Raw genomic sequence first — 18,777 nt, 5'->3', positions numbered from 1 at the left:
AATCCCCGTTCACCACTCGATGTAGCGCACCACGAAGGGCGTCATGCCGCTGGTGCGCACGGGCGCAACTCGGACTTTCAGGCCGATGTCGGGCGCCTCGAGCATCTGACCGTCGCCCAGGTAGATCGTCACGTGCTGGCTGCCGCCGGGGCCGTAGAAGATGACGTCGCCGCGACGCATCTGGGAAGACGGGATCTTGCGGCCCAGGTTGTATTGCGAACCCGAGTAGTGCGGCAGCTTGATGCCGACCCCGGCGAACGAATACAGGACCAGCCCGGAACAGTCGAAGCCGGTGATGCCCGCCCCGGAGTCGATGCCCTTACTGGGGCCCGCGGCGTTGCCGCCACCCCAGGAATACGGCACCCCGATTTGTGACATGCCCCGACGGATCACGTACTCGCTGGCCTGACGTCCGTAGACCCGCGGAATCCGGCCGGCATGCGTCGAACCCGCCGGGGCATTGGTGATCCCGGTATCGGTGGGTTTGAGGATGCCCAGCTGCTGCAGGAAATTTCGTCCCATCTGTGCGGTGACCTGTGCCGAGGTCGCCGAATAACCCAACACCTGGTTGACCACCGCGATCGGGTCGCCGGGGATGTTGGCGCTGGGAATCTGCGGCAACGAGGGGTCCCACCCGTCCCAGCGGCGGCCGCCGCCGGGTCCTGCACCCGGGTCCCACATCTCAGCGGGCGTGCCCTGGCCGCCGGCCGAGGACCAGGCGACCAGCCTGGCCGCCTGGAGCCTGGCCTGCGCCTCGTCTCGTTCTGTGGCCAAACGGTTGACTTCCTCGCGCTGTTCGTCGAACTTGCGCTGGGTGTCGGTGAGGGCGGCCACCGCCGCGTCCTGGCTGGCTTTCGCCTCGGCAGCGGCCTTGTCGGCCTTCTGCTTGGCCAGCCGGGCCGCCGATTCTTTGTTCACCTGTTCGGTTCGGGCCCGCTGCAGGTTGGCCATCACCGTCTGGGCGCTGGCGGTCATCGCCCTGGTCGCGGTCGCCGCGGCGATGATGTCGTCGGGGCTCTTGGCTGTCAGGTAGCTGTCGGACGGGCCATTCATATAGGTGGCCGCCGCGAAGCTGTCGAATCGGCGTTGGGCTGCAGAGATCGCCGCGTTGGCGTCCTTGACTGCCTGCTGACTGAGCTCGAGCTCATGTTCGGCAGCGGTGGCCTCGTCACGAGCGGTCTCCACGGCGACCATCGCCTTGTTGACGCCCTCCTGCTCCATCTCCACGGCGGCGCTGAGATCCTCCAGCCGCTGGTTGGCCTTGGCGACCTCCGCGATCAGCGCGGCGATGGGGTCAGTGCCGGGAGCGGCGGACGCCAGTCCAGGAGTCGATACCAGCAACAGCACACTCAAGACCGACGGAATGGCCGGCCGCACCAACCGTGCTGCCGATCGTGAAGCAGAGCCACCTCGGATCCGTCTCATCGACTCTGATCTCCTATGGCTCAAACCGGACGGACGGCAGTCAGCGCCGAAAGCGCTAATGGCATCACAATCATCATTTGCACCGTACGTCACACCTGACGCTAAAGAAACGTATGTCACAAAGTGCACCCTGGACGTGCAATTAATGTGACCGAATGGTGATGTGAAGCGTTTGCCACCGGCCAGCCACATGGCCGGCGAACTACCCTCTGTCGAGCCTCACCAAGCTGGCTAGATACCCTGGCCGGCTTGATCCGACGTCGTCCCAGCACTGTCACCCGAGGTTGCTGACCGCCGGGCGCGCAGCTGCATGAACCGGGTGCCAACGGCCGCGGCAAGCACCGCAATCAGCAAAAAAATGGTCAATCCGGCCCAGGGAAACTCAGGTGTGTCCAGCTCGTGCAAGAAATTCTGCGCGGACTGCACCGGGTTGCCCGTCTTGGAATGGTCCTCCCCCGCCTCCAGGGTGACCCGCGGATATTGCGTGCTGTAGCTGCCGACGTAGCTGGGACTGAGCACCAACACCGTCGCGTCCTGGTAGTCGGCGCCCACGACGGTCGCGATATCCCGCAACGGGGTGTCATTGGGCGGGTTGTGGTCCAGCAGGACGATCTTGAGGTTAATGCCCTCGTCGTGTGCGTGGTTGACCACCTCGAGCAATCCCGGCACGGCTGCCGGTGGCGCGCTGACGCCGACCGCGGCGACTTGTGCCTTGACCGCCGTCATGTCGACGTCTTGTGGAATGTAGGCCGGCAGGAACGGGATCGTCTGGGGTGACGGCAGCTGGCCTGCGGTGTCGTGCCCGGTCATGGTCTCGCTCCTCTCACACCTCCCGCGGTGCTACAGGCACCGTACGCGCTGAGGATGCGTCCGCGCCGATCAGTGTGCCCGTAGGGACGGCAGTTTCGCCGAGCGTCGATATCCCCGCCAGTCCAATCGGCGAGGGGCTTTTCAACTCGCGCCCGCCACGACAAGACTGAAGGGTACGGGTACCAACCGTAATGCAGGACAAACGTACTGTTAAAGTTGGCTGAGTATGCGAAGCCCCGTCGACACGGCCCGTCGGCGGCAGAACTGAATCCTCGGGAGTTGATGTGACCAGCAAAGATTCTGTGAACTCGTTCGGAGCCCACGACACGCTCAAGGTCGGCGACCGGAGTTACCAGATCTATCGCCTCGACGCGGTCCCCAACACCAAGAGACTCCCGTACAGCCTCAAGGTCCTCGCGGAGAACCTGCTGCGTAACGAAGACGGCAGCAACATCACCAAGGATCACATCGACGCCATCGCGAACTGGGACCCCGAAGCAGAGCCCAGCGTCGAAATCCAGTACACGCCCGCCCGGGTCGTCATGCAGGACTTCACCGGCGTGCCCTGCATCGTCGACTTGGCCACCATGCGGGAGGCCATCGCCGACCTGGGCGGCAAGCCCGACAAGGTCAACCCGCTGGCGCCGGCGGACCTGGTGATCGACCACTCGGTGATCGCCGACCTGTTCGGACGGGCCGACGCGTTCGAGCGCAACGTGGAGATCGAGTACCAGCGCAACGGCGAGCGCTATCAGTTCTTGCGTTGGGGCCAGGGCGCTTTCCGCGACTTCAAGGTGGTGCCGCCGGGCACCGGCATCGTGCACCAGGTCAATATCGAATACCTGGCGAGCGTCGTCATGGCCCGCAGCGACGACGCGGGAAATATCACTGCATACCCCGACACCTGTGTGGGCACCGACTCGCACACCACGATGGTCAACGGCCTGGGGGTGCTCGGCTGGGGCGTGGGCGGCATCGAAGCCGAGGCGGCCATGCTGGGTCAGCCGGTGTCGATGCTGATACCGCGGGTGGTCGGCTTCAAGCTGACCGGTGAGATCCAGCCCGGCGTCACGGCCACCGACGTCGTGCTGACCGTGACCGAGATGCTGCGCAAGCACGGCGTAGTGGGCAAATTCGTCGAGTTCTACGGCGAGGGCGTCGCCGAGGTGCCGCTGGCCAACCGCGCCACCCTGGGCAACATGAGCCCCGAATTCGGTTCTACCGCAGCCATTTTCCCGATCGACGAAGAGACTATCAGCTACCTGCGGTTCACCGGCCGCAACGACGAACAGTTGGCGTTGGTCGAGGCTTACGCCAAAGAACAGGGCATGTGGCACGACCCGAAACACGAGCCCGCGTACTCGGAATACATCGAACTCGACCTGTCCGACGTGGTGCCGTCGATCGCCGGACCCAAGCGCCCGCAGGACCGCATCGCGTTGTCGGCCGCCAAATCCACGTTCCGCGAGCAGATTCCGAACTACGTCGGCGACGACCCCGACAAGAAGGACTACTCGAAGCTGGACGAGATGGTCGACGAGACGTTTCCGGCCAGCGACCCGGGGGCACTGAGCAACGGCCACGCCGACGACCACACTCCGGTGGAGTCCGCCGCCAAACACGCCAAGGGCAGGGTGAGCAACCCGGTGACGGTGAAGTCCGACGAACTCGGCGAATTCGTGCTCGACCACGGCGCGGTGGTGATCGCCGCGGTCACCTCGTGCACCAACACCTCCAACCCGGAGGTGATGCTGGGCGCGGCGCTGCTGGCGAAAAACGCCGTCGAAAAGGGGCTGGCCGCCAAGCCGTGGGTGAAGACCACCATGGCCCCGGGCTCCCAAGTGGTCAGCGACTACTACGACAAGGGCGGCCTGTGGCCGTATCTGGAGAAACTCGGCTTCTATCTGGTCGGCTACGGGTGCACCACGTGCATCGGCAATTCGGGCCCACTGCCCGAGGAGATCTCGAAGGCGATCAACGACAACGACCTTTCGGTGGCGGCGGTGCTGTCGGGCAATCGCAACTTCGAGGGCCGCATCAATCCCGACGTGAAGATGAACTACCTCGCCTCACCACCGTTGGTGGTTGCCTACGCGTTGGCCGGGACCATGGACTTCGACTTCGAGTCACAGGCGTTGGGCACCGATAAAGACGGCAACAACGTCTACTTGAAAGACATCTGGCCGTCGCAGAAAGACGTCTCCGACACCATCGCGTCGGCGATCAACCAGGAGATGTTCACCAAGAACTATGCCGACGTGTTCAAAGGTGACGAGCGCTGGCGTAACCTGCCGACCCCGAGCGGCAATACCTTTGAGTGGGACCAGGATTCGACGTACGTCCGCAAGCCGCCGTATTTCGAGGGAATGTCGGCCGAACCAGAGCCGGTGGGCAACATCACCGGGGCCCGGGTGCTTGCGCTGCTCGGCGACTCGGTGACCACCGACCACATCTCCCCCGCCGGCAGCATCAAACCGGGCACCCCCGCCGCGCAATACCTCGACGAGCACGGCGTCGAGCGCAAGGACTACAACTCCTTCGGCTCGCGGCGCGGCAACCACGAGGTGATGATCCGCGGCACGTTCGCCAACATCCGGCTTCGCAACCAACTGCTCGACGACGTTTCCGGCGGTTACACCCGCGACTTCACCCAGCAGGGCGGGCCGCAGGCGTTCATCTACGACGCTGCGCAAAACTATGCGGCACAAAACATTCCGCTGGTGGTGCTCGGCGGTAAAGAGTATGGTTCCGGCTCCTCACGCGACTGGGCGGCCAAGGGCACGTTGTTACTGGGCGTGCGGGCGGTGATCGCCGAGTCGTTCGAGCGCATTCACCGCTCCAACCTGATCGGCATGGGGGTGATTCCGCTGCAGTTCCCCGCGGGGGAGTCGGCTTCGTCGCTGGGACTGGACGGCACCGAGGTCTTCGACATCACCGGAATCGAGGCGCTCAACGACGGCAAGACGCCGAAAACGGTGCATGTGAAGGCCAGCAAGGACGGTCACGACGCAGTCGAGTTCGACGCGGTGGTACGCATCGACACACCCGGCGAGGCCGACTACTACCGCAACGGCGGCATCCTGCAGTTCGTGCTGCGCAACATGCTCAAATCGGGTTAACGCCAAGGCGACCACAGCCCTGGCCATGCCAAAAGTCAGCGAGGACCATCTGGCGGCTCGCCGCCGCCAGATCCTCGACGGCGCGCGCCGCTGCTTTGCCGAATACGGCTACGACAAAGCCACGGTCCGGCGTCTAGAACAGGCGATCGGTATGTCGCGGGGTGCGATCTTCCACCACTTCCGGGACAAGGACGCGCTGTTTTTTGCGCTGGCGCACGAGGACGCCGAGCGCATGGCCGATGTCGCGTCGCGCGAAGGCCTCATCCAGGTGATGCGTGACATGCTCGCCGCGCCCGAGCAGTTCGACTGGCTGGCCACCCGGTTGGAGATCGCGCGCAAGCTACGCACTGACCCGGCGTTCAACCGCGGCTGGGCGGAGCGCTCCCTGGAACTGGCCGCCGCGACGACCGAACGACTGCGCCGGCAGAAGCAAGCCAAACGAGTGCGCGACGACGTTCCCAGTGACGTGTTGCAGTGCTACCTGGATCTGGTCCTCGACGGATTGGTGGCCAGGCTTGCCTCCGGCGAGGACCCCCAGCGGCTCTCCGCCGTACTGGACCTGGTGGAAAATTCGGTGCGCCGCGGCTGATTTGGACCGTGCGGCGTCATGCCACGGCGAAATCCGAATCCGGCCGTGGTGTTACGTTCGCGCCGGCCGGGCGCGATGATTTGGTCCTCCGCGGCTGCGCATCGTGGTACCGGATTCGAGCAGCATGCTGTGAACCGATCCGTACGATCGCCCGACGCTGGCCGCCAAGTTGCGGATGCTGGCTCCGCCCTCATAAGCGTTGCGCAACTCGTGCAACAACTGATCGCGCGTCTTCTTCGACTTCCGCTGGGTTCTCACCGGCTGCCTCCCACGCATGGTCACGATCCCCGGCTTCCAGGGTAAGAACCGGCCGGCGATGGCGGGACCGCTTTGGCCGAAAACGCTTGCGATTTCTCAGGCCAGCTCGATGAGGTCGCGATACTCCTCGGACCAATAGTCCTCGGTGCCGTCCGGCAACAGCACGACACGTTGCGGGTCGAGCGCCTCGGCGGCACCGGGGTCGTGGGTCACCAGCACCACCGCGCCGCGGTAGCTGCGCAGCGCGTCAAGGACCTGTTCGCGCGAGGCGGGATCGAGGTTGTTGGTCGGTTCGTCGAGCAGCAGCACGTTGGCCGTGGAGGCCACCAGCCCGGCCAGCGCGAGGCGCGTCTTTTCGCCGCCGGACAGTGTGCCGGCCGGTTGCTCGAGCTGTGGACCGCTGAACATGAACGCGCCCAACAGGCCGCGCAACTCCTGGTCACCGGTTTCCGGTGCGGCGTGCCGGACGTTCTGCCAGACAGTCGCATCGTTGTCCAGCGTGTCGTGCTCCTGCGCGAAATAGCCGATGCGCACCCCATGTCCGGGCTCCAGCGCCCCGGTGTCGGGTGTTTCGACACCGGCCAGCAGCCGCAGCAGCGTGGTCTTGCCGGCACCGTTGAGTCCGAGCACGACGACGCGCGAGCCCCGGTCGATGGCCAGGTCGACACCGCTGAACACTTCCAGCGATCCGTAGTTCTTACTGAGCCCCTTGGCCACCAGCGGGACGCGGCCGCAGGCGGCCGGGGTGGGGAACTTGATCCGGGCCACCTTGTCGGCCACCCGTTCCTCGTCGAGTGCCGCCATCATCCGATCGGCCCGACGCAACATGTTCTGTGCCGCAACGGCCTTGGTGGCCTTGGCGCCCAGCTTGGCGGCCTGGGTTCGCAGCGCGGCGGCCTTGCGTTCGGCATTGGCGCGTTCCCGACGACGACGTTGCTCGTCGGTGGCACGGGCATCGAGATATTTCTGCCAGCCCATGTTGTAGACGTCCATCTCGCCGCGCACCGCATCCAAGAACCACACCCGGTTGACCACGTCGGCGATCAGGTCGACGTTGTGGCTGATCATCACCAGCCCCCCGGTGTGCGACCGCAGGAAGTCCCGAAGCCAGCCAATCGAATCCGCGTCCAGGTGGTTGGTCGGCTCGTCGAGCAGCAGCGTGGTCCCCGAACCGGCGCCGCTGTCGGAAGCGGCGAAGAGAATCCGCGCCAGCTCCACCCGGCGGCGCTGGCCTCCGGACAGGGTGCGCAGCTGTTGGGTCAGCACCCGTTCGGGCAAGCCGAGACTCGCGCAGATCCGGCCCGCCTCGCTTTCGGCGCCGTAGCCGCCCAGCGCGACGAAGCGCTCCTCGAGCTGACCGTAGCGGCGGATCGCGCGATCGCGCGCTTCGTCGTCGGCGACCTCGGCCATCAACGCCTGCTGCTTCTCCAGATCGGTGAGCAACACGTCGAGACCGCGAGCCGACAACACCCGGTCCCGAGCCAGCACGTCAAGGTCTCCCTCTTTGGGATCCTGTGGCAGATAACCTATTTCGCCGTTGCGACTAACCGATCCAGCATACGGTTCGCTCTCCCCAGCCAGGATGCGCAGCGTGGTGGTCTTGCCGGCACCGTTGCGGCCCACCAACCCGATGCGGTCGCCCGGCTGCACGCGCAAGTCCGGGCCCTCGGGCGAGAGCAGGATGCGCGCACCAGCTCGGACCTCGAGGTCCGTTGCCGTGATCACAATCGCTCTCCTTGGTGGCCTGCTTGGTTGTGCCGCTACTTGTCGTCGGTGAAGACCGGGGGCCGCTTCTCGGCGCGCGCGGCAACCGCCTCTTCGAAATTGGCTGTCAGCAGCCGGACGAAAAGCTGTCCCAGACCCTCGGCTTGCATGTGCCCTTCCAGGCTGGCGGCGTCTAGTCCACTCCACAGTGTACGTTTGGTCAACTCAATTCCCGGCCGGGAGAATGCCGCCATCCGCGCCGCGATCGCATAACAGGTGTCCAGCAGCTGGCCGTCGGGCACCCTGCAGGACACCAGCCCGATGCGCTCGGCTTCCTCGGCGCTGATGTCGCGCCCGGTCAGCATGATCTCGAAAGCACGCGAGGATCCGATGGCCCTGGGCAACAGGTAGCTCAGCCCCAGTTCGCTGGCCGTCAGCCCGTTGTTGATGCCGGCCGCCCGGAAATATGCGCTGGTGCAGGCCACCCGGATGTCCGCGGCGAGCGCCAGGCACAGCCCACCGCCGATGGCCGGGCCGTTGACCGCGGCGATCACCGGTTGGTGCAGCCGGCGCAGCTTCAGGATGACCTCGTCGAGCAGCTCCATCGAGCGCAGCGCATAGGTCGGCCGGGTCAGGCCCTCGACATTCGGCACCGCACCTGCGGACTTGTGATCCGCACCGGAGGAGAAGCCGCGCCCCGCCCCGGTCAGCACCACCACCCGCACCGAGTTGTCGTAGCTCACCGTCTCCAGGGCCTCCTTGAGCGGCACCATGACGTCGAAAGCCATGGAGTTCATCCGCTCCGGCCAGTTGAGGGTGATCAGCGCAATATCTGGGCGCGGGTGTTCCAGCAGGACCAAACTCACCCGTGCACGGTATCGCGTAGGACGGTGCGCCCGGTTGTCAGCGCCGCCGGATTTCCGAAGGTCTAGGCGACCTCATAAGCCTTGAGCTGCTGTACCAGGTCTTCCAGAGCAGCCGGGGGCAGGGCACCGGGTTGGTTGAACAACAGTTGGCCCTTCTTGAATGCCATCAGCGTGGGAATCGACCGGATCTGGGCCGCTGCCGCCAGTTCTTGCTCTTCTTCGGTGTTGACCTTTGCGTACACCACGTCGGGGTGTTTCTCCGACGACGCCTGGAACGTGGGCGCGAAGGCGCGACACGGACCGCACCAGGAGGCCCAGAAATCGACCAACACCATGTCGTTGTCATTGACGGTTTCGTTGAACTGCGCAGCAGTGAGGTCTTTGGTTGCCATGACTGCCCTAACGCCTCGGGCCGGCGAGTTTGTTCCAGGATGTCTAGAGCAGGCCCCGCTGCCGGGGTGGCGAGTCGACCCGGTAGGCCTGCAGCTGGCGCACCAGGTCATCCATGGTCGCGGAATTAGCGACACCGGCCTGCTTGAACACCCGCTTGCCCTTCTTGAGCGCCATCAACGTGGGCAATAGCTTGACCCCGGCGATCGAGACCAACTCCTGCTCGGTTTCGAAGTTGACCTCGCCGTGCACGATGTCGGGATGCTTGTCCGACGAGCCCTCATACGTCGGCGTCAACACCGCACACGGGGCGCACAACGGCGCCCAGACGTAGACGAGCACGTTGTCGTTGCCGTAGACGGTCTGTGTGAAGGTCTCGGCGGTGAGATCTCGAGTCGCCACGTGTCCCCTTGTTAGCTCCGGGCCCGGTGGGTCCGGCGACGTCGAGCGTACGTCGAGCACAGCCGGAGCCGCTGCGGATCAGGCCGTTGGTGCGCCCATCGATGCCGCCGCACGCCAGGACCGGTTGGTCAGCAGCCGCATACCGTTGAGGGCAACCAGCACCGTGGATCCTTCATGGCCGGCCACACCCAGCGGTAACGGCAAGTGCCCCAACAGATCCCACAACACCAGGACGCTGATGAAGGTGCCGGCGATGATCAGGTTGACGGTCACCACGTGGCGGGCTTGTCTGGCGAGCCCGATGATCGTCGGGATGACCCGCAGTTCGTCCCGTACGGTGACGCCGTCGGCGGTCTGCAAGGTCAGGTCGGCGCCGGCGCCCATCGCGACGGACGTGCGGGCCGCGGCCATCGCGGGAGCATCGTTGACACCGTCGCCGACGACGAGAACCCGATGACCGCTGGCTTGCAGATCGCGGACCGCCTCGACCTTCTGCTCGGGCAACAGCGCGGCCCGTACATCGCTGATCCCGGCGCGCCGGGCCGCCCACCGGGCCGCGCACCCGTTGTCCCCGGTCAGCAGGACCGGCGGCGCCGAGGTCAGTGCGGTCAAGGACGCCACGGACTCCGCGGCATCGGGGCGCACCTGGTCGGTGAGCCCCAGCACGCCGGCCGCGACACCGTTGAGCATCACGATCGCCGCCGTGGCGCCCGCGTCGTGGATCGGCGCGAGCTCGAGTAGCGGCGGCCCCTGATAGCTTTGCGGACTGCACACCTCGACGAAATCGCGACCCACGGTGGCCCGCACTCCGCGGCCGGGCACTGCACGGAAATCCTCGGCCGCGGGGATGGTGATACCGCGCCGGCGAACTTCCTCGACAATGGCCCTGCCCAGGGGATGTTCACTGGGTTGCTCTGCAGCAGCAGCTAATTGGAGCAACTTTCGGACACCCACCACATCCGGGCGCAGCGGCTCGACGGTGGTCAATTGCGGCGTGCCACAGGTCAATGTGCCGGTCTTGTCCAAGGCGACGATGCTGGTGTCGGCCAGATGTTCCACGACCACAGCCGATTTGACCAGAACCCCGTGTCGACCGGCATTCGCGATCGCCGAAAGCAGCGGCGGCATGGTCGCCAGCACCACCGCGCACGGCGAGGCCACAATCATAAATGTCATGGCGCGCAATAGAACTGGTTGCAGTGATGCGCCCAGCAGCAACGGAATGACGATCAGCGCGAGGGTTGCCACCACCATGGCCACCGAGTACCGCTGCTCGATCTTTTCAATGAACAACTGGGTTTTGGCTTTGGTGGCCGACGCCTCGGCGACCAACTCGACGATGCGGGCCACCACTGTCTGCGACGGGTCCCGGGTGACCAGCAGTTGTAACACCCCGGACCCGTTGACTGTACCCGCGAACACCTCGTCACCACGGCCCTTGGCCACCGGGATGGACTCGCCGGTGATCGAGCATTGGTCGACTTCGGAGCAGCCCGACAGCACGGCGCCGTCGGCGGGTATGCGCTCGCCCGGGCGCACCAGTACCCGGTCACCGACGACCAGGTCGCCCGCCGCAACCACCCGCTCGTGACCGTCGCCGTCGACGACCACGGCCTGATCCGGCGCGAGGTCCAGTAACCCCTTGACCGAATCGGCAGTGTGTTTGGTGGCCACGTCGTCCAGGGCGCCCGATGTCGCAAAGATCACGATCAACAGGGCACCGTCGAAGATCTGCCCGATTGCGACCGCTCCGATCGCCGCCACCACCATCAGCAGGTCTACGTCGAGTGCCTTGTTCCAAAGCGCTTGTGCCCCAGCCCATGCCGAACCCCAGCCGCCGGCGAGGTAACAGGCCAGATACAACGTCCACCACACGGACTGCGGTGCGCCGTTCAGCTGAGCCGCCAGCCCCGCAAGGAATAAGGCCAACGCGATGGCGGCCCAGCGAACCGACATGACCGACCACAGCGCCGCACGCCAACTCAGCGGCCGCGCGACGGCGACGGGCATGTGGTCGAAAGAAACCTCGGAGGTGCACGCTTCAGCAGCGGTCAAGGTCATTCCGGCGGCCTCACAGAGGGGGGAGTTCGTCAGGATGAACCGAGTCTAGGGACGCCGGCGATCGCCGAGTATCTCGATTGCATTGCGGTATGCGATTGAATTGGTCACTGGCACAAGGTAAGCGGTTTCGTCGCCCTCGACGCCGACAGTGCCGTGGACTGCGGTGGCGGGTAATCCGCAGGTGGGTGAAATTTGCATCCCCGCGGAAAAATTCGTGTGATGAAATTGCTCGGGAAATGGCCAATCACAGCTGCCGAAATCGCGATAGGATTCGTCAGTCGCTGACGCTTTACTGTGGAGGTGCGGGATGTCGTTCTTGGTCACTAATACGGAGTATGTGTCGGGGGCAGCCGGGAATCTGGCGCGCCTCGGTTCGGTGATCAGCGAGGCCAACTCGGCGGCGGTGGCCCAGACGACCGCCGTGGCGGCCGCGGGCGCCGACGAGGTGTCAGCCGCCATCGCGGCGTTCTTTCGAGCACACGGGCTGAGCTATCAGACGCTCAGCGCACAGGCCGCGGCGTTCCATGACCAGTTCGTGCAAAACCTGTTTGGCGGCGCGCAGGCCTACGCCAGCGCTGAGGCCGCCGCGGCGAACCCGTTGCAGCCGCTGCTCGACGTGATCAACGCGCCCGCCCGGGCGCTGCTCGGGCGTCCGCTGATCGGTGACGGCGTCGACGGCGGGGCGGGAAAGGCCGGCGAGGACGGCGGACTCTTGTTCGGCAACGGCGGTAGAGGCGGAGATGGAGTGGCTGGCCAGGCCGGTGGCCGGGGCGGTTCCGCGGGCCTGCTCGGTTTCGGCGGCGCCGGCGGCGTGGGCGGAGCGGGCGCGAACGGCGGCGCCGGCGGCACCGGTGGGCTGTTCTTCGGCAACGGCGGCGCGGGCGGCAACAGTGGCGGCGGCGGCGGTGCGGGCGGTGTCGGCGGCTCCGCCTTACTGTTCGGACATGGCGGCGCCGGCGGTATCAGCCCCAACGGCGCGGGGGCCGGCGGCGTGGGCGGCAACGGCGGTGTGCTGTACGGAAACGGCGGTGGTGGCGGCAGTAGCTTCCTCGGCGGCGGCGGCAACGGTGGCAGGGCCTTCCTCCTCGGCGACGGCGGCACCGGCGGGGACGCTCTCTCCGCCGGGACCGGCGGGGCCGGCGGCAGCGCCGGGTTCTTCGCCGGTAACGGCGGTGCCGGCGGCAACGGATTCAGCAATGCCAGCGGCGGGGTCGGCGGCCAGGCCGGGTTGATCGGCAACGGTGGTACCGGCGGCAATGGCGGAACCTTTCCGCCAGGCAACGGCGGCAACGGCGGCAACGCGCTGCTCATCGGCAACGGCGGCAATGGCGGCCACGCCACGGCCATCGGCAGCACCCCTGGCACCGGCGGCCTGCGGGGGCTGCTGTTCGGCCAAAACGGCGCGAACGGCTAGCCGTAGCGGCAGGGCAGCGCACCGTGCCGGTGGGTACGGGTGCGTACGTTTTCCTCACTCGGGGAAACTGGGCCCGGTCAAAACCCGGCCAAGGATCGAGCCGCCGAAGTGAAGGGAACCGCATTGGGCCACTACATCGCCAACGTCCGCGATCTCGAATTCAACCTCTTCGAGGTTCTCGATGTCGGCGCCGTCCTCGGCACCGGGCGTTATAGCGAGCTCGACGCCGACACGGTGCGCACCATCCTGGCCGAGGCGGCCCGCTTGGCCGAAGGTCCGGTCGCCGAGACCTTCGCCTACGCCGACCGCAACCCACCCGTCTTCGACCCGGCCACCCACTCCATCAGCGTGCCCGACGAGTTGGTCAAGACGGTGCAAGCGATCAAAGACGCCGAGTGGTGGCGCCTGGGTTTGGCCGAAGAGATCGGCGGCATGCCCGCACCCGCACCACTGGTCTGGGCCGTCAATGAAATGATCTACTGCGCCAACCCTTCTGCGGCCTTCTACAACCTGGGTCCGACGCTGTCCCAGTCCCTGTACGTCGAGGGCACCGATCAGCAACGACAGTGGGCGGCAATGGGTGTCGAACGCGGTTGGCAGGCCACCATGGTGCTCACCGAACCCGACGCGGGCTCCGACGTCGGTGCCGGCCGGACCAAGGCCGTCGAACAACCCGACGGCAGCTGGCACATCGAGGGCGTCAAGCGGTTCATCTCCGGCGGCGACGTGGGCGACACGGCCGAAAACATCTTCCACCTAGTGCTGGCCCGGCCGGAGGGCGCAGGTCCGGGGACCAAAGGTTTGAGCCTGTTCTACGTGCCCAACTACCTTTTCGACCCGGACACCGGTGAACTCGGCCCGCGCAACGGGGTCTACGTCACCGGCCTGGAACACAAGATGGGACTGAAGTCCTCCCCGACGTGCGAGTTGACCTTCGGCGCCACCGACGTGCCCGCGGTCGGCTACCTGGTCGGCGGAGTGCACAACGGGATCGCGCAGATGTTCACCGTGATCGAGCACGCCCGTATGACCATCGGCGTCAAATCCACGGGCACGCTGTCCACCGGCTACCTCAATGCGCTCGCCTACGCCAAAGAACGGGTGCAGGGCGCGGACCTGACCCAGATGACCGACAAGACCGCGCCGCGCGTCACGATCATGCGCCACCCCGACATTCGCCGCAGCCTGATGACCCAGAAGGCCTACGCCGAGGGCCTGCGGGCGCTGTATCTGTATGCCGCCGCACACCAGGACAACGCTGTGGCGCAACATGTTTCGGGCGCCGACCCAGACATGGCGCACCGCGTGGACGATCTGCTGCTGCCGGTTGTCAAAGGCGTCGGCTCAGAGCGGGCCTACGAGGTCCTGACCGAGTCGCTGCAGACCCTGGGTGGTTCGGGCTTCTTGACGGACTATCCCATCGAGCAATACATCCGCGACGCGAAGATCGATTCGCTCTATGAGGGCACCACCGCCATCCAGGCGCTGGACTTCTTCTTCCGCAAGGTCGTCCGCGACCACGGCCAGGCGCTGCAGTTTGTGACGGCTCAGATAACGCAGACCATCGACAACATCGATGAAGCGCTGAAACCGCAAGCCGCGCTGCTGCAGACCGCGCTCGACGAGGTCACCGCAATGACGGGCGCGCTGACCACCTACCTGATGTCCGCCGCGCAGCACCCGACCGACATCTACAAGGTCGGGCTCGCATCGGTGCGATACTTGCTGGCCGTCGGCGACCTGATCATCGGCTGGCGGCTGTTAGTGCAAGCCGGAGTCGCCCATGCGGCGTTGGCCAACGGACCGTCCAAGGACGACGAGGCGTTCTACCGAGGCAAGGTCGCGGTTTCGGGTTTCTTCGCCAAGAACATTCTGCCCAAGCTGTCCGGAGTCCGGGCCGTCATCGAATCCGTCGACGACGAGATCATGCGCATACCCGAAGCTGCCTTCTGACGGGCCGTGGGCGCCGAAGCCCGCGTGCGGCTATGACCGGGGCAGCGCGCGGTGCAGTGCGTTCATGGTGATGTTGGCCCTGCCACGGCGGGCAGGAGGCAGGCCGCTGACCACCTGCGGTGAGTCAGCGGTGGCCCGGGTGCGGTCGTGGAGTCGCATCGCGGCGCTGCGACCGATACCGACCATCGGCGCAGCGGGAATTCTTCTGGCCAGGCAAGCGCACTGCGGACAGGCGGCGCTGTCGGGCACTGAGGCCATCGGATGCTGCTCGACAAATTTCGGACAGCCCCGCGCGCAGCGGAATAGGTAGGTCGGCACCCCGCCGACTATAAGTCGTCGGCGGCGACATGTAGACCGCCGCCGGCGTTGTCGTGGGCGGTTTGCAGAAGATCATCAGCACCATCACAGTTACCAGTCATCTTGGGCTGCAAGAGTCGTCATGTGCAGAGAGTGCGACGTGCCTGAATTACTGTTCCCGCTGGATTCCACCAAAAAATTCCATCAGCAACAGATAATCGGCCACAATCGCTGGCATCCGGATATCCCCCCGGCCGTCACCGTCAAGCGCGGTGCCACGTTCCGCGCACACTGCCGCGAATGGTTTGACGGCGCCATACACAACGACGATTCGGCCGAGGACATCCTCACCGCTCCCCTGCAGAATGTGCACTGCCTGTCCGGACCGTTCGCGGTCGACGGCGCCGAACCGGGCGACCTGCTGATCGTGGATATCCTGGACCTCGGTCCCATTCCGCAGGAGGACTCGGGCCCCCTGGCCGGACAGGGCTGGGGCTATACCGGGATATTCGCCAGACACAACGGCGGCGGCTTCCTCACCGATCAATTCCCCGACGCCTACAAGGCGATCTGGGACTTCGCCGGACAAACGGCGACCTCGCGACACATTCCCGGCGTCAAATACACCGGCATCGTGCATCCGGGCCTCATGGGAACGGCCCCGTCCGCGCAACTGTTGGCGACCTGGAACAGACGCGAGGGGGCTCTCATAGCGACGGATCCCAATCGGGTGCCGCCCCTTGCCCTGCCACCGGAACCAGACGGCGCCATTCTGGGTGCGCTGACCGGCGACGAGTTCAACCGCGTCGCGGCCGAGGCCGCCCGCACCGCTCCGCCCCGCGAGAACGGCGGCAACCAGGACATCAAAAATCTCACCAAAGGTACCCGGGTGTTTTATCCGGTGTTCGTGCCCGGCGCGAACTTGTCGTTCGGCGATTTGCACTTTTCTCAAGGCGATGGCGAGATCACCTTCTGCGGCGCCATCGAAATGGGTGGCTTCATCGACGTCCATGTGGACGTGATCAAAGGAGGCATGCAGACCTACGGCGTCCATGAAAATGCCATCTTCGTCCCGGGCAATACCGCCCCGCAGTATTCGGAGTGGATCGCTTTCTCGGGCACGTCGGTGACCTTGGACGGCGAACAGAAATACCTCGATTCGGATCTCGCCTACCAGCGCGCCTGCCTGCATGCGATCGACTACCTGACAAAGTTCGGCTATAGCCCCGAGCAGGCTTATCTGCTACTCGGGTCGGCCCCTATCGAGGGACGCCTGTCCGGAGTGGTCGATATTCCCAATTCGTGTGCCACCGTATACATTCCGACTGCGATCTTTGACTTTCCGGTGACGCCGTCAGCATCTGGACCGCATCGGATCGACCCCGGTATGGGGGCGCCCCGGGCCAGCTTCACCGGCACCCTGGAAATCAGACGGTGAAGCCGAGCGCGCGCAGTTGCTCGCGGCCGTCGTCGGTGATCTTGTCCGGACCCCACGGCGGGTTCCACACCCAGTTGATCCGTATCTCGTCGACCAGACCGCTGCCGACCAGCGCGCTGCGCGACTGATCCTCGATGACATCGGTGAGCGGGCAGGCCGCCGAGGTCAAGGTCATGTCGATCAGCGCGACGGTTCCTTCGTCGCCGTCCGCCACGTCCAGCCCGTAGACCAGGCCCAGGTCGACGACGTTGATCCCCAACTCCGGGTCGACGACGTCGCGCATCGCCTCCTCGAGATCGGCGAGCAATTCTTCGTTGGGAGCGGCGGTTTCACTCATTGCTGACCTCCTCCAGGGCATGACTGGCCTGAGCCAGCGCATCTTTGCAAGCCATCCATCCGAGCAACGCGCATTTCACCCGTGCGGGGTATTTCGCCACGCCGGCGAACGCGATTCCGTCTCCGAGAACGTCCTCGTCACCGTGCACCGTTCCACGTGAGGACACCATCTCGGTGAACGCGTCGATGATCTGCAACGCTTCGGCCACGCTGCGGCCGATCACCTGCTGGGTGAGCACCGACGTCGACGCCTGGGAGATGGAACAACCTTGGCCGTCATAGGAGACGTCGGTGACGGTCGTGCCGTCGTCGGACAGCGCGACCCGTAGGGTGACCTCGTCGCCGCAGACGGGGTTGACATGGTAGACCTGCGCGCCGAACGGTTCCCGCAGCCCGCGGTGCTGCGGATGCTTGTAGTGATCCAGGATGACGTCCTGATACATCTGCTCTAGTCGCAACGTCAGGCTCTCCCAAAGAACTTCAACGACCGTCGCACCCCGGCCAGCAGCCGGTCGACTTCGTCGAGCGTGTTATACACCGCGTAGGATGCTCGTGCGGTGGCGGCCACGCCGAACCGTCGGTGCAGTGGCATGGCGCAGTGGTGTCCGACCCGCACCGCCACACCTTCGTCGTCGAGAATCTGGCCGACATCGTGGGCGTGCACCCCGTCGACGACGAATGCGACCGGGGAGCCGCGGTTTTCCATCGTTGTGGGCCCGATGATGCGGACACCTTCGATAGCGGACAGCCCCTCGATGCTCGCCGCGACCAGCTCACGTTCGTGAGCCTCGACGGCGTTCATGCCGATAGCGCCCAGATAGCTTGCGGCGGCGGCCAATCCGACCACCTGGGAGGTCATCGGGGTGCCGGCCTCGAAGCGTTGCGGCGACGGCGCATAGGTGGACGCTTCCATGGTCACCGTCTCGATCATCGAACCGCCGGTAAGAAACGGGGGCATCGCGGCCAGCAGCTCGCGACGGCCATATAGCACGCCGATCCCAGTGGGACCCAACATCTTATGCCCGGAGAAGGCGGCGAAGTCCACGCCCAGCGCGTGAAGATCCACCGGCTGGTGCGGCACCGACTGGCAGGCGTCCAGCACGGTCAGCGCGCCGACTTCTCTTGCTCGGGACACTAATTCGGTTACCGGCGCCAGCGCACCGCTCACGTTGGAATGATGACTGAACGCGACCACTTTCACGCGCTCGTCGAGTCGCAGCGAATCCAGGTCGATACGCCCGTCGTCAGTCACGCCATACCAGCGCAGGCTGGCCCCGGTGCGCCGGGTGAGCTCCTGCCATGGCACCAGGTTCGCGTGGTGCTCGAGCTCCGTCGTGACGATGACGTCACCGGGACCGACGGCGCGCTCGAACCGCTTGTCGCCCAAGACATATGGCACCAGATTGAGCGCTTCGGTGGCGTTCTTGGTGAATACCAGCTCATCGGCACGGGCACCGACGAACGCCGCGATGTCGGCTCGGCCCTGCTCGTAAGCGTCGGTGGCCTCTTCCATCAGCTGGTGCGCACCACGGTGCACCGCGCCGTTGGAGGTGATGAGAAACTCCCGTTCGGCGTCGAGTACTTGCAGCGGCCGCTGCGACGTCGCGCCGGAATCCAAGTATGCCAACTGGTTTCCGCCCCGCATGACACGCTGCAGGATCGGGAAATCGGCACGGATCGCGGCGAGATCCAATGGCGTCGCGGAGATGGTCATG

The 18,777-nt window shown here is 65.5% G+C and carries 18 protein-coding genes; 5 read left to right on the top strand and 13 right to left on the bottom strand.

The genetic code is table 11. The features are described from left to right. Positions 1-9 precede the first annotated feature (9 nt). Together ripA and B4U45_RS26555 are read right to left on the bottom strand one after the other, a co-directional pair. Entirely contained in the window at positions 10-1,425 is a 1,416-nt protein-coding gene (gene ripA, locus B4U45_RS26560) for an NlpC/P60 family peptidoglycan endopeptidase RipA (RefSeq protein WP_075546079.1), read from the bottom strand. Between the two features lie 231 nt (positions 1,426-1,656). Beyond that, positions 1,657-2,235 (bottom strand): Rv1476 family membrane protein, encoded by a 579-nt coding sequence (locus B4U45_RS26555; protein ID WP_075546078.1) that lies wholly within the window; start codon positions 2,233-2,235, stop codon positions 1,657-1,659. A gap of 284 nt (positions 2,236-2,519) precedes the next feature. Here B4U45_RS26555 and B4U45_RS26550 point away from each other — a divergent pair, with 284 nt between their 5' ends. Both B4U45_RS26550 and B4U45_RS26545 read left to right on the top strand, forming a co-directional pair. Then, entirely contained in the window at positions 2,520-5,354 is a 2,835-nt protein-coding gene (locus B4U45_RS26550) for an aconitate hydratase (protein ID WP_142995478.1), read from the top strand. A 25-nt stretch (positions 5,355-5,379) separates the two neighbouring features. Then, complete coding sequence (locus B4U45_RS26545; RefSeq protein WP_075546077.1) at positions 5,380-5,943, top strand: TetR/AcrR family transcriptional regulator; 564 nt, start codon at positions 5,380-5,382, stop codon at positions 5,941-5,943. 51 nt (positions 5,944-5,994) lie between these two features. On the opposite strand, the gene B4U45_RS26540 is transcribed toward B4U45_RS26545, so the two are convergent. From B4U45_RS26540 to B4U45_RS26510, 7 genes are all read right to left on the bottom strand, one after another. Further along, positions 5,995-6,219, bottom strand: a complete 225-nt coding sequence (locus tag B4U45_RS26540; RefSeq protein ID WP_075510599.1) for a helix-turn-helix domain-containing protein — start codon at positions 6,217-6,219, stop codon at positions 5,995-5,997. Between the two features lie 78 nt (positions 6,220-6,297). Next, on the bottom strand, positions 6,298-7,926 hold the full coding sequence (locus tag B4U45_RS26535) for an ABC-F family ATP-binding cassette domain-containing protein (protein ID WP_075546076.1): 1,629 nt from the start codon (positions 7,924-7,926) through the stop codon (positions 6,298-6,300). Positions 7,927-7,961: 35 nt separating this feature from the next. After that, positions 7,962-8,771, bottom strand: a complete 810-nt coding sequence (locus tag B4U45_RS26530; RefSeq protein WP_075546075.1) for an enoyl-CoA hydratase — start codon at positions 8,769-8,771, stop codon at positions 7,962-7,964. A gap of 62 nt (positions 8,772-8,833) precedes the next feature. After that, positions 8,834-9,163 (bottom strand): thioredoxin, encoded by a 330-nt coding sequence (gene trxA, locus B4U45_RS26525; RefSeq protein WP_036414816.1) that lies wholly within the window; start codon positions 9,161-9,163, stop codon positions 8,834-8,836. 43 nt (positions 9,164-9,206) lie between these two features. Continuing rightward, positions 9,207-9,563, bottom strand: a complete 357-nt coding sequence (locus tag B4U45_RS26520; protein WP_075546074.1) for a thioredoxin family protein — start codon at positions 9,561-9,563, stop codon at positions 9,207-9,209. A gap of 78 nt (positions 9,564-9,641) precedes the next feature. Then, positions 9,642-11,624 carry a heavy metal translocating P-type ATPase gene (locus tag B4U45_RS26515; protein ID WP_082275301.1) on the bottom strand — a complete coding sequence of 661 codons (1,983 nt, stop codon included), beginning with the start codon at positions 11,622-11,624 and terminating at the stop codon, positions 9,642-9,644. A gap of 45 nt (positions 11,625-11,669) precedes the next feature. Further along, entirely contained in the window at positions 11,670-11,948 is a 279-nt protein-coding gene (locus tag B4U45_RS26510; protein WP_075546072.1) for a hypothetical protein, read from the bottom strand. Between B4U45_RS26510 and B4U45_RS29985 the strand changes: the two genes are divergently transcribed. Then, positions 11,932-13,038: a PE family protein gene (locus B4U45_RS29985; RefSeq protein ID WP_075546071.1), complete on the top strand. Its 1,107-nt coding sequence runs from the start codon at positions 11,932-11,934 to the stop codon at positions 13,036-13,038. The two genes, B4U45_RS26510 and B4U45_RS29985, sit on opposite strands and share 17 nt — an antisense overlap. 123 nt (positions 13,039-13,161) lie before the next feature. Beyond that, positions 13,162-14,991 carry an acyl-CoA dehydrogenase gene (locus B4U45_RS26500; protein ID WP_075546224.1) on the top strand — a complete coding sequence of 610 codons (1,830 nt, stop codon included), beginning with the start codon at positions 13,162-13,164 and terminating at the stop codon, positions 14,989-14,991. Between the two features lie 30 nt (positions 14,992-15,021). Here the strand turns inward: B4U45_RS26500 and B4U45_RS26495 are convergent, their stop codons facing one another. Beyond that, the gene (locus tag B4U45_RS26495) at positions 15,022-15,309 is read right to left on the bottom strand and encodes an FmdB family zinc ribbon protein (RefSeq protein WP_075546070.1); all 288 of its coding nucleotides are present in this window, start codon (positions 15,307-15,309) and stop codon (positions 15,022-15,024) included. 139 nt (positions 15,310-15,448) lie between these two features. Between B4U45_RS26495 and fmdA the strand changes: the two genes are divergently transcribed. Next, a complete protein-coding gene (fmdA, locus tag B4U45_RS26490; protein ID WP_075546069.1) occupies positions 15,449-16,726 on the top strand; it encodes a formamidase in 1,278 nt (425 codons plus the stop codon). Here the strand turns inward: fmdA and B4U45_RS26485 are convergent. Genes B4U45_RS26485 through B4U45_RS26475 form a run of 3 tightly spaced genes read right to left on the bottom strand, consistent with a single transcriptional unit; the run spans position 16,716 to position 18,776 of the window. Then, positions 16,716-17,063 (bottom strand): metal-sulfur cluster assembly factor, encoded by a 348-nt coding sequence (locus B4U45_RS26485; protein WP_036401045.1) that lies wholly within the window; start codon positions 17,061-17,063, stop codon positions 16,716-16,718. The two genes, fmdA and B4U45_RS26485, sit on opposite strands and share 11 nt — an antisense overlap. Continuing rightward, positions 17,056-17,526: a Fe-S cluster assembly sulfur transfer protein SufU gene (gene sufU, locus B4U45_RS26480; RefSeq protein ID WP_075546068.1), complete on the bottom strand. Its 471-nt coding sequence runs from the start codon at positions 17,524-17,526 to the stop codon at positions 17,056-17,058. Before sufU ends, B4U45_RS26485 begins: the two co-directional genes overlap by 8 nt. Beyond that, positions 17,523-18,776 (bottom strand): cysteine desulfurase, encoded by a 1,254-nt coding sequence (locus B4U45_RS26475; RefSeq protein WP_075546067.1) that lies wholly within the window; start codon positions 18,774-18,776, stop codon positions 17,523-17,525. Before B4U45_RS26475 ends, sufU begins: the two co-directional genes overlap by 4 nt. Position 18,777 lies beyond the last annotated feature (1 nt).

This window comes from Mycobacterium persicum (assembly GCF_002086915.1).
GTDB classification, from domain to species: Bacteria; Actinomycetota; Actinomycetes; order Mycobacteriales; family Mycobacteriaceae; genus Mycobacterium; species Mycobacterium persicum.
Note: the sequence above shows the minus strand (reverse complement) of the source record. Positions and strands in the feature narration are given on the sequence as shown.

Bases quoted from the DNA above. Each gene is read 5' to 3' on its own strand.
- B4U45_RS26515 (WP_082275301.1), bottom strand. From the start codon at position 11,624: ATGACCTTGACCGCTGCTGAAGCGTGCACCTCCGAGGTTTCTTTCGAC.
- ripA (WP_075546079.1), bottom strand. From the start codon at position 1,425: ATGAGACGGATCCGAGGTGGCTCTGCTTCACGATCGGCAGCACGGTTG.
- trxA (WP_036414816.1), bottom strand. From the start codon at position 9,163: ATGGCAACCAAAGACCTCACTGCTGCGCAGTTCAACGAAACCGTCAAT.
- B4U45_RS26540 (WP_075510599.1), bottom strand. From the start codon at position 6,219: ATGCGTGGGAGGCAGCCGGTGAGAACCCAGCGGAAGTCGAAGAAGACG.
- B4U45_RS26475 (WP_075546067.1), bottom strand. From the start codon at position 18,776: ATGACCATCTCCGCGACGCCATTGGATCTCGCCGCGATCCGTGCCGAT.
- B4U45_RS26555 (WP_075546078.1), bottom strand. From the start codon at position 2,235: ATGACCGGGCACGACACCGCAGGCCAGCTGCCGTCACCCCAGACGATC.
- B4U45_RS26545 (WP_075546077.1), top strand. From the start codon at position 5,380: ATGCCAAAAGTCAGCGAGGACCATCTGGCGGCTCGCCGCCGCCAGATC.
- B4U45_RS29985 (WP_075546071.1), top strand. From the start codon at position 11,932: ATGTCGTTCTTGGTCACTAATACGGAGTATGTGTCGGGGGCAGCCGGG.
- B4U45_RS26485 (WP_036401045.1), bottom strand. From the start codon at position 17,063: ATGAGTGAAACCGCCGCTCCCAACGAAGAATTGCTCGCCGATCTCGAG.